Origin of the sequence: Streptomyces sp. NPDC051133 (assembly GCF_040682635.1) — a bacterium.
Classification (GTDB): Bacteria; Actinomycetota; Actinomycetes; order Streptomycetales; family Streptomycetaceae; genus Streptomyces.
Window position 1 is genome coordinate 153,047 of record NZ_JBFBBK010000019.1, and the last position, 12,776, is coordinate 165,822.

Genomic DNA, 12,776 nt, shown 5'->3' on the forward strand with positions numbered 1-12,776 from the left:
CTCTGGATCCTTTCGACGAGGAACGCGATGACGGAATGAGATCAATCAAGGAGGTGAAGGAGGTGCAGGAGGTGAGGGAGCGGCCGGCCCCCGGGGACCGGCCGAGCCGCATCCCCGCGGAGGCGGTCACCTGTTGACGGTTGCGGCGTCGAGGAAGGCGGGGCGCTCTCCCGCGCCGTGGACGAGCAGGCTGGCGCCGCTGATGTACGCGGCGCGGTCGGAGGCGAGGAAGACGCAGGCGTCGCCGACGTCGGAGGGTTCGGCGAGCCGGCCGAGCGGCACGGTGCGGCCGACGGCGGCGACACCGGCCTCGTCGCCGTAGTGCAGCCGGGACAGTTCGGTGCGGACCATGCCGAGGGTCACGGTGTTCACGCGTACGGCCGGCGCCCATTCCACGGCCATGGAGCGGGCGAGGTTGTCCAGGCCCGCCTTGGCCGCCCCGTAGGCCGCGGTGCCCGGTGAGGGGCGGGTCCCGCTGACGCTGCCGATCATCACGATCGATCCGCCGCCGTCCTGCCGGCGCATCACCTCGTAGGCGGCGAGGGAGGCGTTCAGGGGCGTGAGGAGGTTCAGTTCGACGATCCGGGCGTGCCGTTCGGCCCCGCCCTCGCCGAGCAGCCGGAACGGGGTGCCCCCGGCGTTGTTGACCAGCGTGTCCAGCCGGCCGTGGTCGTCGCGGACCCGCTCGAACAGGGCGTCGACCGCGGCCGGGTCGCGCAGGTCGGCGGGGAGGAAGCGGGCCGTGCGCCCGGCCGCCTCGACGGGCTTGTCCGGAGGGCGCCGCGCGCAGGCCACGACCTCCGCGCCCGCGGCGAGCAGGGCCCGGGTGATTCCCGCGCCGACGCCTCGCGTTCCACCGGTGACGACGGCCACGGAACCGGACAGATCGATGATCGCTGCCAATGGACACCTCCCGCAGCGAGCGGACCGCTGCTACCTTGCGACCTAACAAACGTTTGGTGGAAAGGTAGCTGATCTGCTCATGGGTGTCTCCACCTCCGTCCCGGAAGAGGGCGTCGCCGTCGTCACCGTGGACTTCCCTCCGGTCAACGCCCTTCCCGTGCAGGGCTGGTACGACCTGGCCGCCGCCGTGCGCGCCGCCGGGGCCGACCCGATGGCGCGCTGCGTCGTCCTCACCGCCGCGGGCCGGGGCTTCAACGCCGGCGTCGACATCAAGGAGATGCAGCGCACGGCCGGGCACGATGCCCTCATCGGTGCCAACCGCGGCTGCTTCGAGGCGTTCTCCGCGGTGTACGACTGCGAGGTCCCGGTGGTCGCCGCCGTGCACGGCTTCTGCCTGGGGGGCGGTATCGGCCTGGTGGGGAACGCCGACGCGATCGTGGCGAGCGAGGACGCGACCTTCGGCCTGCCCGAGCTGGACCGCGGCGCCCTGGGCGCGGCCACCCACCTCGCCCGGCTGGTGCCGCAGCACCTGATGCGGGCCCTGTACTACACCTCGCGCACCGTCACCGCCGCGGAGCTGCTCCGGCACGGCTCGGTGTGGCGGGTGGTTCCCCGCGAGCAACTCAGCTCCTCGGCGCTGGAGTTGGCCCGGGAGATCGCCGCCAAGGACGGCTCGCTGATCCGCCTCGCCAAGGCGGCGATCAACGGCATCGACCCGGTCGACGTCCGCCGCAGCTACCGCTTCGAGCAGGGCTTCACCTTCGAGGCGAACCTCAGCGGCATCGCCGACAGACACCGTGACGCGTTCGTATCGGCCAAGGAGGAAGGGCGTTGAGGAACAAGACGATGACCGCCGGGCAGGTCGTCGGCCGCCTGCGCAGCGGCATGACGATCGGCATCGGCGGCTGGGGTTCACGCCGCAAGCCGATGGCGCTGGTGCGGGCGCTGCTGCGCTCCGACGTCACCGATCTGACCGTCGTGTCCTACGGCGGCCCGGACGTCGGTCTGCTCGCCGCCGCCGGGAAGATCCGCAAGCTGGTGGCGGCCTTCGCCACCCTCGACTCCGTCCCGCTGGAGCCCCACTTCACCGCGGCCCGGCAGCGCGGTGCGTTCGAGATGGTGGAGCTGGACGAGGCGATGTTCATGTGGGGGCTGACCGCCGCCGCCCAGCGCCTGCCGTTCCTGCCGGTCCGGGCCGGCCTCGGCTCCGACGTGATGCGGGTCAACCCCGGGCTGCGGACCGTCACTTCCCCGTACGAGGACGGCGAGGAACTGGTCGCCGTCCCCGCGCTGCGCCTGGACGCCGCGCTCGTCCACCTCAACCGGGCCGACGCGTACGGCAACGGCCAGTACCTCGGCCCGGACCCGTACTTCGACGACCTGTTCTGCGAGGCCGCCGACGCAGCGTTCGTCTCCTGCGAGCGGATCGTGGACACGGCCGACCTGCTCAAGGACGCCGGACCGCAGACCCTGCTGGTCAAGCGGGCGTTCGTCGAGGGTGTGGTGGAAACGCCGAACGGCGCGCACTTCACCTCCTGCGCACCGGACTACGACCGCGACGAGGCGTTCCAGCGCGCCTACGTCCGGGCCGCCCGCGACCCCGACGCCTGGCAGGCCTTCGCCGGGCGGTTCCTGTCCGGCGACGAGGAGGCGTACCAGGCCGCGGTGGCGGCCTTCCACGAGGAGGAGGCAGCGGCATGAGCAGGGGTACGACGACGACGCGGGCCGAGTACTGCGTGGTGGCCTGCGCCGAGGCGTGGCGGGGCGCGGGCGAGGTGCTGGCCGGCCCCATGGGGACGGTTCCAGCGATCGGGGCCCGGCTGGCGAAGCTCACCTTCTCCCCCGAGCTGCTGCTCACCGACGGCGAGGCGCTGATCGCCGGCGACGTACCGGCCCTCGGCGCCGGGGCCGGGACGGTCGAGGGCTGGCTGCCGTACCGCGGGCACCTGGCGCTGGTCGCCACCGGGCGGCGGCACGTGATGATGGGCGCGAGCCAGCTCGACCGGTACGGCAACCAGAACATCTCCTGCATCGGCGACTGGTCCAGGCCCACCCGGCAACTGCTCGGCGTGCGCGGCGCTCCGGTCAACACCCTGAACAATCCGACGAGTTACTGGGTCCCCCGGCACTCCCCTCGGGTGTTCGTCGAGCGGGTCGACATGGTCTGCGGTGTCGGCTACGACCGTGCCGCCGCGGCCGGCCCGTCCGCGACCCGTCACCACCGCATCGCTGACGTCGTCAGCGACCTCGGCGTCTTCGACTTCGACACCCCGGACCGCACGATGCGCCTGCGCTCGGTCCACCCGGGCGTCACGGTCGAGCAGGTCGTAGAAGCCACCGGCTTCACGCTGACGATCCCCGACGAGGTGCCCCGCACGCGCGAGCCCACCGCCGAGGAGCTGCGGCTGATCCGGGAGGTCCTCGACCCGAAGCGGCTGCGCGAGCGCGAGGTGCCCGCATGAGCTTCACGATCGACACCCCGCTGACGAAGCTCGTCGGCGTGCGGCACCCCGTCGTGCAGACCGGCATGGGGTGGGTCGCCGGGCCCCGCCTGGTCTCCGCCGCCGCCGGAGCCGGGGCCCTGGGCATCCTCGCCTCCGCCACCATGACCACCGACGGGCTCCGCGCCGCCGTCCGCGAGGTCAAGTCCCGTACGGACGCGCCCTTCGGCGTCAATCTGCGGGCGGATGCCGGGGACGCGGCCGAACGGGTCCGCATCATCGTCGAGGAGGGAGTGAAGGTCGCCTCGTTCGCGCTCGCGCCGTCCCGGGACCTGATCGCGCGGCTGAAGGACGCCGGGGTGGTCGTCATCCCGTCCGTCGGTGCCGAGCGGCACGCCGTGAAGGTCGCCGCGTGGGGCGCCGACGCGGTCCTGGTGCAGGGCGGGGAGGGCGGCGGCCACACCGGGAACGTCGCCACCAGCGTCCTGCTCCCCCAGGTGGTCGGCGCGGTGGACATCCCGGTGATCGCGGCCGGCGGCTTCCACGACGGCCGCGGCCTGGTCGCCGCGCTCGCCTACGGCGCCGCCGGGATCGCCATGGGCACCCGGTTCCTCCTCACCGCCGACAGCACCGTCCCGGACGCGGTCAAGGCCGAGTACCTGGCCGCGACCGTCAGGGACGTCACCGTCACCACCAAGGTGGACGGTCTGCCGCACCGGATGCTGCGCACCGAACTGGTGGACGCGCTGGAGCGTTCGGGCCGGGCCGCCGCGCTGCTGCGGGCGGTCCGCCACGCCACGGCCTTCAAGAAGCACACCGGTATGAGCTGGGCGCGGATGGTGCGCGACGGCCTGGCGATGAAGCACGGCAGGGACCTGTCCTGGAGTCAGGTGCTGCTGGCCGCCAACACGCCCATGCTGCTGAAGGCCTCGATGGTCGAGGGCCGTACCGATCTCGGCGTGATGGCGTCCGGTCAGGTCGCCGGGCTCATCGGCGACCTGCCCAGCTGCGCCGACCTCGTCGACCGGATCATGGCCGAGGCACAGGCCACTCTCCGCGCCCTGCCCCACGCGGGCTGACGGGCCGCACCCCGCTCCCTCAGGGAACCTCCCCACCCTTGGAGTCGATCTCATGCGTGCTACGCGTTTCCGCCGGACGACCGCAGCGGTGGTCTCCGCCGTGGCCCTCGGCTGTGTCCCCGCTCATGTCGCGGCCGGTGCTTCCCCGGCACCGCCCGCGGCCACCGCCGGCGCCCCTCGTGCCACCGGCGAGGCGGGCGTACGCCCCGTCGTGCTCGACGGGGCGGTCAACGTCCGCGACCTCGGTGGCTACCGCACCGGCACGGGCCGCGAGGTGCGCTACGGCCGGGTCTTCCGCGCCGACGCCCTAGGGAAGCTGACCGACGCGGACGTCGCGGAACTGTCCGCGCTGCACCTGCGCACCGTCGTGGACTTCCGTCTTGCGGACGAGGTCGGCCGCGACGGCGCCGACCGCCTGCCGGACGGCCTCACCGCGGTCTCCCGGCCCGTGGACGACCTCGGCCTGTCCGCCACCGTCCTGGGGGTCATCGGCTCCCGGGACCCGGTCAGGCAGCGGGAGGTGCTGGGCGACGGGAAGGCGGAGCGGCTGATGCGCGCCGTCTACCGCACCTTCGTCACCGACGCGGACGACCGCCGTCAATTCGCCGCCACGTTGCGGGACATCGCGGACCACGAGCGGTCCCCGCTGCTGTACCACTGCACCTCCGGCAAGGACCGCACCGGCTGGATGAGTTATCTGCTGCTGCGCGCCCTCGGCGTCCCGTCCCGGACCGCGGAGCGGGACTACCTGCTCTCCAACTCCTTCCGTGCCGAGGCCGACCGCAAGACCCGCGAGGGACTGCGCCAGGCCGGCCTGATGCAGGACCCGGACCTGCTCGTCCCGCTCCAGGAAGTCCGCGGCGACTACCTCGCGGCAGCCCTGGACCAGGCCGAACGCGACTACGGCGGCCTGTACGGCTATCTGACGCGGGGCCTCGGCCTGGACGCCCCGACCCTGGCGAAGCTCCGCGCCCATCTGCTGAAGTGAGGAATCACCCCGGCCTGATCACCTTGTGGGAGCAGGAGTTCGCGGACGTCACGGGCCTGACCGGGGAGCATCTGGGCCATCCCTACCACTGGACCTGCGTGGACCGGTGGTTCGACGGCGAGGTGCCCGGCGGCGGGATCGTGGAGCCCGGACGGCCCATGTGTTCCGCGGGAGCGAGGGCCCGGTGCTGGTGTCGCCCCGAGGCGTGGACGACCGCCCGCCCGTGGCCGGTCCGGCGGGCCGTCCGCGGGCGGGCGGCGCGGTTCAGAGTCGTTCGACGATGGTGACGTTGGCCTGGCCGCCGCCCTCGCACATCGTCTGCAGGCCGTAGCGGCCGCCGGTGCGTTCCAGTTCGTGCAGCAGCGTGGTCATGAGCTTGGTGCCGGTGGCGCCCAGGGGGTGTCCGAGGGCGATGGCGCCGCCGTTGACGTTGACCTTGTCCGGGTCGGCGCCGGTCTCCTTCAGCCAGGCCAGCACGACGGACGCGAACGCCTCGTTGATCTCGACCAGGTCGATGTCGTCGAGCGTCATCCGGGCCTTCTTCAGCGCGTACGCCGTGGCGGGGATCGGCGCGGACAGCATCCGGACCGGGTCCTCCGCGCGCACCGACAGGTGGTGGATGCGGGCCCGGGGCGTCAGACCGTGCTCCCGCACGGCCCGTTCGCTCGCCAGCAGCATCGCGGAGGCGCCGTCGGAGACCTGGGAGGAGACGGCGGCGGTCAGCCGGCCGTCCTCGACCAGCGGCTTGAGGTTCGCCATCTTCTCCAGGCTGGTGTCGCGGCGCGGGCCCTCGTCGGCCGTCACGTCTCCGTACGGGACGAGTTCGCGCGCGAAGCGGCCCTCGTCGATGGCCCGGACCGCCCGCTGGTGGGAGCGGAGCGCGAACTCCTCCATGGCGCGGCGGGAGATGTCCCACCGTTCGGCGATGAGTTCGGCGCCGTGGAACTGGTTGACCGGCCGGGTGCCGTACCGGGCCCGCCAGCCCCGGGAGCCGGCGTACGGGCCCTCGGTCAGCCCGAGGGGCTCCGCGGCCTGGCGGCTTGCGAAGGCGATGGGGATCTGCGACATGTTCTGCACGCCGCCCGCCACCACGAGGTCCTGGGTGCCGGAGAGGACGCCCTGGGCGGCGAAGTGCAGGGCCTGCTGCGAGGAGCCGCACTGACGGTCCACCGTGACGCCCGGCACCTCCTCGGGCAGTCCGGCCGCCAGCCAGCAGGTGCGGGCTATGTCGCCGGCCTGTGGGCCGACGGTGTCCAGGCAGCCGAAGACGACGTCCTCGACGGCGGCCGGGTCGACGCCCGCGCGCGTCATCAGCGCCGCCAGCACGTGGGCGCCGAGATCGGCGGGGTGGACCGCGCCGAGTCCTCCGCCGCGCCGCCCGACGGGCGTGCGGACCGCTTCGACGATGTATGCCTCGGCCATGGCCACTCCTCATTCGACTGATTCGGTGTCTGCGACGTCGTGTCGGGTGCGCAGGGCGATGCCCTCCAGCACCATCGACAGGTACTGGCGGGCGATCTCCTCGGGGCTGTGCTGTCCGCCCGGCTGGTACCAGGACGCGGCGACCCACACGGTGTCGCGCACGAAGCGGTAGGTGAGCCGGACGTCGAGGTCGGCGCGGAAGACGCGTTCGCCGACCCCGCGTTCCAGCGTGGACAGCCACGCCTTCTCGAACCGGCGCTGGGACTCGGCGAGGAACGCGAACCGGTCCTGGGCGACGAGCTGCCTGCTCTCCTTCTGGTAGATCGCGACGGCCGCGCGGTGCCGGTCGATCTCCCGGAACGACTCCGTGACCAGGGCCTCCAGGGTCTCGCGCGGCCCGCGTCCCGACGCCAGGACGGTGTCGTAGCCGTCCCACAGCTCGTCGAGGAAGGTCCGCAGGATCTCCTCCAGCATCGACTCCTTGGAGTCGAAGTGGTAGTAGAGGCTGCCCGCGAGCATCCCGGCGTGGTCGGCGATCCTGCGGACGGTGGTGGCCTTGTAGCCCTGTTCGGCGAACACCTCGGCGGCGGTCGCGAGGAGTTCCTCCCGCCGCTCGGGGGACGGGCTCACCATGGTCTTCTTGCTGCTGTTCTTCGGCACGCGGTCATTGTCGCCTCACGCGTGCCGGCTGCTGACGGACACGATCTCCCCCGTCATGTACGAGGAGTAGCCGGACGCCAGGAAGACGATCACGTTGGCCACCTCCCACGGCTCGGCATGGCGGCCGAACGCCTCGCGGGAGGTGAGGTCCGCCAGCAGCTCCGGCGTGGTGACCTTCACCAGGTGCGGGTGCATGGCGAGACTGGGCGCCACCGCGTTGACCCGTACCCCGTACTCGGCGGCTTCGAGAGCGGCGCAGCGGGTGAGCGCCATGACGCCGGCCTTGGCGGCGGCGTAGTGCGCCTGGCCCTTCTGCGCCCGCCAGCCGATCACCGAGGCGTTGTTGACGACGACGCCCCCGCCGCCTGTCGCCTTCATCCGGCGCAGTGCGGCGCGGGTGCAGCGGAAGGTGCCGTTCAAGGTGACGTCGAGAACCCTTCCCCACTGCTCGTCGGTCATCTCGACGAGGTCGGCGGTGCCGCCGAGTCCGGCGTTGTTGACGACGACGTCGAGGCGGCCGTGCCGTTCCTCGGCGAACTCGAACAGTGCGGCGACCTGGGTCTCGTCGGTGACGTCGCAGGGCAGCGCGGCGACGCGGTCCGCGCCGAAGTCCGCGGTCAGTTCGGCCGCGGACTCCTCCAGTCTGCGGGCGTGGGCGTCGGAGAGGACGACGCGGGCGCCCTCCTCCAGCAGCCGGCGGGCGGTGGCGCCGCCGATGCCGGCGCCGGCTGCGGCGGTGACGACGGCGGTGCGGCCGCGCAGGAGGCAGTGGCCGGGGACGTACGGGGGCGGGGCGGACAGGTCCGGCGTGCACGGGTTCGGGGCGGACAGGTCCGGGGCGGAGGGGGTCGGGGCTGCGGGCTTCGGGGCGGAGGGGTTCACGGGCGGGCCTCCTTGGGCAGGCCGAGGACGCGTTCGGCGATGATGTTCCGCTGGATCTCGTTGGAGCCGGCGTAGATCGTGTCGGCGCGGGCGAAGAGGAACAGCCGCTGCCAGGGGTCGAGGTCGTACGGTGCGCCGGCGGCCAGCGTGCCGGCGGCGCCGCAGACGTCCATGGCGAGTTCGCCCAGTTCCCGGTGCCATGTGGCCCAGAAGATCTTTCCGATGGACGCCTCCGGGCCCGGCGCTCCGGCCGTCACGCCCTCCAGCATGCGCAGGGCGTTGAACCGGATGGTCGCGAGGCCCGTCCAGGCGCGGGCGATGCGGTCGCGGATCAGCGGGTCCGCGGCCGCCCCGGTGCGCCGGGCGAGTTCGGTCAGCGCCTCCAGCTCGCGCCGGAAGCCGACCTGTTGGCCGAGCGTGGACACGCCCCGTTCGAAGCCGAGGGTGGCCATGGCGACCTTCCAGCCCTCCCCGGGGGCGCCGACGACGTTGCGGGCCGGGGTGCGGGCCCCGTCGAAGAACACCTCGTTGAACTCGGAGGTGCCGGTCAGCTGGGTGATGGGCCGGATCCGCACACCGGGCTGGTCCAGCGGAACCAGCAGGTAGGACAGTCCGGCGTGGCGGACGGAGCCGGGTTCGGTGCGGACGACGACGAAGCACCAGTCGGACTCGTGCGCGAGCGAGGTCCAGGTCTTCTGCCCCGTCACCACCCAGTCCGCGCCGTCGCGTTCGGCCCGGGTCCGTACGTTCGCCAGGTCCGACCCGGCGTCCGGCTCGCTGTAACCCTGGCACCACAGCTCCTCGACGGCGACGATCGGCGCGAGGAAGCGTGCGCGCTGCTCCGGCGTGCCGAAGGCGATGAGGGTGGGCCCGAGGAGCTGCTCGCCGATGTGGTTCACGCGGGCGGGGGCGTCCGCGAGGGCGTACTCCTCGTGGAAGGCCACCTGCTGTTCGAGGGTCGCGCCCCGGCCGCCGTACTCCGCCGGCCAGCCGACGCAGGTCCAGCCGGCGGCCGCCATGTGCCGTTCCCAGGCGAGGCGTTCGGCGAACGCCTCGTGTTCGCGGCCGGGGCCGCCGCGTCCGCGCAGGCCGGCGAACTCGCCGGTGAGGTTGGCGCGCAGCCAGGCGCGGACCTCGGTGCGGAACTCCTCGACGCTGCTCATGGACGGCTCCGGACGCTCGACGGCTGACGGCTCGCACGTTAACCTACCAAACACTTGTTAGAAAAGGAGGGGTGGATGTCCGCCGCCCGCACCGCGACCCCGCAGCCCGTCCGCTACGAACGCCACGGCCCCGTCGCCGTGGTCACGATGGACCGGCCCGCCTACCGCAACGCCCAGAACTCCGCGATGACCTACGCCCTGGACCGGGCCTTCTACCGCGCGGCCGACGACGACGAGGTCAAGGTCGTCGTCCTCGCCGGAGCGGGGGAGCACTTCTCCGCCGGCCACGACATCGGCACCCCCGAGCGGGACGCCCAGCTGCCGTTCGACCGCACGGCGGGACTGTGGTGGGACCACTCCGACAAGCAGGGTGCGGAGAGCCGCTTCGCCCGCGAGTCGGAGGTCTACCTGGGCATGTGCCGCCGCTGGCGCGAGCTGCCCAAGCCGGCGATCGCGTCGGTGCAGGGGGCCTGCGTCGCCGGCGGGCTGATGCTGGCCTGGGTGTGCGACCTCGTCGTCGCCGCCGACGACGCGTTCTTCGCCGACCCGGTGGTCCGCATGGGCATCCCGGGCGTCGAGTACTTCGCCCACCCGTGGGTGATGCCACCGCGGATCGCCAAGGAGTTCCTCTACACCGGCGAGCGGATGAGCGCCCGGCGGGCGTACGAGATCGGCATGGTCAACCGTGTCGTACCGCGCGACGAACTGGCCGCTCGCACCATGGAGTTGGCGCACCGGATCGCCGAGATGCCGCGTCTGGGCCTGGCCCTGACCAAGCGTGCCGTCAACCAGGCCGAGGACCTGCAGGGGATGCACGCCGGCATGGACTCGGTCTTCGGGCTGCACCACCTCGCCCACGCGCACAACGCCGAGACCGCGAAGGACGCGCTCGGCGGTATGGACGTCCGCGCGATGAAGGCGGCCGGCGGGGCGGAGGCGGGGGCCTGATGGATCTCGTCTTCACCGCTGCGGACGACGCCTTCCGGGCGGAGGCCCGGGCCTGGCTGGCCGCGCACGTGCCCGCGCACCCGCTGCCCTCGCTGGAGACGGCGGAGGGTTTCGCGGCCCACCGGGAATGGGAGCGCACGTTGTCCGCCGACCGCTGGTCGGTGGTCTCCTGGCCCGAGGAGTTCGGCGGCCGGGGCGCCTCGATCGTCCAGTGGCTGGTCTTCGAGGAGGAGTACTACGCGGCCGGCGCGCCCGGCCGGGTCGGCCAGAACGGCATCAGCCTGCTGGCCCCGACCCTGTTCGAGCACGGCACGGCCGAGCAGCGCGCCCGCGTCCTGCCGTCCATGGCGAGCGGCGAGGTGATCTGGGCGCAGGCCTGGTCCGAACCGGAGGCAGGTTCGGACCTCGCCTCGCTGCGTTCCACGGCCCGGCGCACCGACGGCGGCTGGCTGCTCAGCGGCCAGAAGACCTGGTCGTCGCGGGCCGCGTTCGCCGACCGCGCCTTCGGCCTGTTCCGAAGCGACCGGGCCGGAACGGACGCGGGCAAGCCCCACCGGGGGCTGACGTACCTGATGTTCCCGCTGGACGCCGAGGGGGTGACCGTACGGCCCATCGGGCGGCTCGACGGCAAACCGGCCTTCGCCGAGCTGTTCCTGGACGACGTCTTCGTGCCGGACGAGGACGTCATCGGCGAGCCCGGGCAGGGCTGGCGGGTCGCGATGAGCACCGCGGGCAACGAGCGCGGGCTCACCCTGCGCAGCCCCGGCCGCTTCACGGCGGCGGCCGACCGCCTCACCGCGCTGTGGCGCTCCGCGGCGGACCCCGCCGACACCGCGCTGCGCGACCGGGTCGCCGACGCGGTGATCGGCGCCCGCGCCTACGAGCTGTTCACCTACGCCAACGCCTCGCGCCTGGCGGCGGGAGAAGCGATCGGCGCGGAGTCGAGCCTCAACAAGGTGTTCTGGTCCGAGCTGGACATCGCCCTGCACGAGACCGCCCTGGACCTGCTCGGCCCGTACGGCGAACTCGCCGACGATGCCGGGGAGGCGCCCGCGCACGGCGGCTGGGCCGAGGGCTACACCTTCTCCCTCGCCGGTCCCGTCTACGCCGGCACCAACGAGATCCAGCGCGACATCATCGCCGAGCGGCTGCTCGGCCTGCCGAAGGGACGCCGGTGATGCGGTTCCTCCTCGACGACGAGCAGCGGGAGTTCGCCCGCTCGCTGGACGGCATGCTGGCGGCGGCCGGCACCCCCGCGGCCGTCCGTGCCTGGGCGAAGGGCGATCACGGTCCCGGACGCGCCCTGTGGACCCGGCTGGCGGAGGCGGGGGTCTTCGGCCTCGCGGTGCCCGAGGAGCAGGGGGGTCTCGGCGTGCTGCCGGCCGAGCTGGCCGTCTCCTTCACCGAGTTGGGCCGTCACGCGGTGCCGGGCCCGCTGGTGGAGACGGTGGCGGCGGCCGCGCTGCTGGACCGCCTCGGCGACGAGAGGACGGCCGCCGTCTGGCTGCCCGGAATCGCCTCCGGCAAGACGATCGCCTCCCTGTGCCTGCTCTCCCCCGACAGCCCCTACGCCCTGGACGCCGACGCCGCCGACGCGGTGTTCGTCGTCGAGCGCGACACCGTACGGCTGGCACAGGACCACGGCGCCCTGCAGCACTCGCTCGACCCGGCCCGCCGCCTGGCCCGCCCCGCCGGCGGAACCGTCCTGGCGCAGGGGCCCGAAGTGGCCGCCGCGGCCGCGTACGCCGCCGAGGTCGCCCGGCTGGCCACCGCCGCCCAGGCCCTCGGGCTGGGCCGCGCCCTCCTGGACCGGACCGTCGAACACGCCCGGCACCGCGTCCAGTTCGGGGTGGTCATCGGCTCCTTCCAGGCGGTGAAGCACCGGCTGGCCGACACCCTCCTCGCCCTGGAGTTCGCCCGGCCGCTGGTCCACGCCGCCGCCCTGGCCCTCGCCGCGCACGACCCGGGCGCCGGGCGGGAGATCGCCGCGGCGAAGGTCTCCGCCTGCGAGGCGGCCTGTGCCGCGGCCCGCACCGCGCTGCAGGTCCACGGCGCCCTGGGCTACACCGACGAGCTGGACCTGTCCCTGTGGATCCGCAAGGCCCGCGCCCTGCGCTCCTCCTGGGGCACGCCGTCGGTCTGCCGCGCCCGCGTCCTCGCTCCCTGAACCCCCACGGCTCGCTCTCCCGGACATCCCGTCCGGGTGCTGCTCCTGGTCGCCGGCCACGAGACCACCGTCAACGCCATCACCAACACGACCCTCACCCTGCTGCGCCACCCCGACGTCCTC

General features: G+C 73.2%; 13 protein-coding genes. 8 read left to right on the plus strand and 5 right to left on the minus strand.

Going from position 1 to position 12,776, the window contains the following annotated elements; all coding sequences use genetic code 11:
• Positions 1-126 precede the first annotated feature (126 nt).
• Positions 127-903 (minus strand): SDR family oxidoreductase, encoded by a 777-nt coding sequence (locus AB0N17_RS21235; RefSeq protein WP_366012953.1) that lies wholly within the window; start codon positions 901-903, stop codon positions 127-129.
• Positions 904-982: 79 nt separating this feature from the next.
• Here AB0N17_RS21235 and AB0N17_RS21240 point away from each other — a divergent pair, with 79 nt between their 5' ends.
• The 5 genes from AB0N17_RS21240 to AB0N17_RS21260 are packed head-to-tail and all read left to right on the plus strand — an operon-like array spanning position 983 to position 5,411.
• The gene (locus tag AB0N17_RS21240) at positions 983-1,738 is read left to right on the plus strand and encodes an enoyl-CoA hydratase family protein (RefSeq protein ID WP_366012954.1); all 756 of its coding nucleotides are present in this window, start codon (positions 983-985) and stop codon (positions 1,736-1,738) included.
• Complete coding sequence (locus tag AB0N17_RS21245; RefSeq protein ID WP_366012955.1) at positions 1,735-2,604, plus strand: CoA-transferase; 870 nt, start codon at positions 1,735-1,737, stop codon at positions 2,602-2,604. The genes AB0N17_RS21240 and AB0N17_RS21245 overlap by 4 nt, the downstream gene beginning before the upstream one ends.
• The gene (locus AB0N17_RS21250) at positions 2,601-3,365 is read left to right on the plus strand and encodes a CoA-transferase (RefSeq protein ID WP_366012956.1); all 765 of its coding nucleotides are present in this window, start codon (positions 2,601-2,603) and stop codon (positions 3,363-3,365) included. Before AB0N17_RS21245 ends, AB0N17_RS21250 begins: the two co-directional genes overlap by 4 nt.
• Before the next feature lie 8 nt (positions 3,366-3,373).
• The gene (locus AB0N17_RS21255; RefSeq protein WP_366012971.1) at positions 3,374-4,423 is read left to right on the plus strand and encodes a nitronate monooxygenase; all 1,050 of its coding nucleotides are present in this window, start codon (positions 3,374-3,376) and stop codon (positions 4,421-4,423) included.
• Positions 4,424-4,475: 52 nt separating this feature from the next.
• Positions 4,476-5,411: a tyrosine-protein phosphatase gene (locus tag AB0N17_RS21260; protein ID WP_366012957.1), complete on the plus strand. Its 936-nt coding sequence runs from the start codon at positions 4,476-4,478 to the stop codon at positions 5,409-5,411.
• A 264-nt stretch (positions 5,412-5,675) separates the two neighbouring features.
• Here the strand turns inward: AB0N17_RS21260 and AB0N17_RS21265 are convergent, their stop codons facing one another.
• The 4 genes from AB0N17_RS21265 to AB0N17_RS21280 form a co-directional block, all read right to left on the minus strand.
• Positions 5,676-6,833: an acetyl-CoA C-acetyltransferase gene (locus tag AB0N17_RS21265; RefSeq protein ID WP_366012958.1), complete on the minus strand. Its 1,158-nt coding sequence runs from the start codon at positions 6,831-6,833 to the stop codon at positions 5,676-5,678.
• Between the two features lie 9 nt (positions 6,834-6,842).
• Positions 6,843-7,466, minus strand: a complete 624-nt coding sequence (locus AB0N17_RS21270; RefSeq protein WP_366012972.1) for a TetR/AcrR family transcriptional regulator — start codon at positions 7,464-7,466, stop codon at positions 6,843-6,845.
• A 42-nt stretch (positions 7,467-7,508) separates the two neighbouring features.
• Complete coding sequence (locus AB0N17_RS21275; RefSeq protein WP_366012973.1) at positions 7,509-8,294, minus strand: SDR family oxidoreductase; 786 nt, start codon at positions 8,292-8,294, stop codon at positions 7,509-7,511.
• A gap of 77 nt (positions 8,295-8,371) precedes the next feature.
• Positions 8,372-9,538 carry an acyl-CoA dehydrogenase family protein gene (locus tag AB0N17_RS21280; RefSeq protein WP_366012959.1) on the minus strand — a complete coding sequence of 389 codons (1,167 nt, stop codon included), beginning with the start codon at positions 9,536-9,538 and terminating at the stop codon, positions 8,372-8,374.
• Positions 9,539-9,613: 75 nt separating this feature from the next.
• On the opposite strand from AB0N17_RS21280, the gene AB0N17_RS21285 reads away from it, so the two are divergent.
• From AB0N17_RS21285 to AB0N17_RS21295, 3 genes are read left to right on the plus strand one after another with little or no spacing between them, the layout of a single operon-like run.
• Positions 9,614-10,486 (plus strand): enoyl-CoA hydratase, encoded by an 873-nt coding sequence (locus tag AB0N17_RS21285; protein ID WP_366012960.1) that lies wholly within the window; start codon positions 9,614-9,616, stop codon positions 10,484-10,486.
• Positions 10,486-11,664 (plus strand): acyl-CoA dehydrogenase family protein, encoded by a 1,179-nt coding sequence (locus AB0N17_RS21290; protein ID WP_366012961.1) that lies wholly within the window; start codon positions 10,486-10,488, stop codon positions 11,662-11,664. The genes AB0N17_RS21285 and AB0N17_RS21290 overlap by 1 nt, the downstream gene beginning before the upstream one ends.
• Entirely contained in the window at positions 11,664-12,653 is a 990-nt protein-coding gene (locus AB0N17_RS21295; RefSeq protein ID WP_366012962.1) for an acyl-CoA dehydrogenase family protein, read from the plus strand. The genes AB0N17_RS21290 and AB0N17_RS21295 overlap by 1 nt, the downstream gene beginning before the upstream one ends.
• Positions 12,654-12,776: the final 123 nt, after the last annotated feature.

Coding starts and splice junctions, on each gene's coding strand:
- AB0N17_RS21240 (WP_366012954.1), top strand. CDS start 983: ATGGGTGTCTCCACCTCCGTCCCGGAAGAGGGCGTCGCCGTCGTCACC.
- AB0N17_RS21250 (WP_366012956.1), top strand. CDS start 2,601: ATGAGCAGGGGTACGACGACGACGCGGGCCGAGTACTGCGTGGTGGCC.
- AB0N17_RS21260 (WP_366012957.1), top strand. CDS start 4,476: ATGCGTGCTACGCGTTTCCGCCGGACGACCGCAGCGGTGGTCTCCGCC.
- AB0N17_RS21265 (WP_366012958.1), bottom strand. CDS start 6,833: ATGGCCGAGGCATACATCGTCGAAGCGGTCCGCACGCCCGTCGGGCGG.
- AB0N17_RS21270 (WP_366012972.1), bottom strand. CDS start 7,466: ATGGTGAGCCCGTCCCCCGAGCGGCGGGAGGAACTCCTCGCGACCGCC.
- AB0N17_RS21280 (WP_366012959.1), bottom strand. CDS start 9,538: ATGAGCAGCGTCGAGGAGTTCCGCACCGAGGTCCGCGCCTGGCTGCGC.
- AB0N17_RS21285 (WP_366012960.1), top strand. CDS start 9,614: ATGTCCGCCGCCCGCACCGCGACCCCGCAGCCCGTCCGCTACGAACGC.
- AB0N17_RS21290 (WP_366012961.1), top strand. CDS start 10,486: ATGGATCTCGTCTTCACCGCTGCGGACGACGCCTTCCGGGCGGAGGCC.
- AB0N17_RS21295 (WP_366012962.1), top strand. CDS start 11,664: ATGCGGTTCCTCCTCGACGACGAGCAGCGGGAGTTCGCCCGCTCGCTG.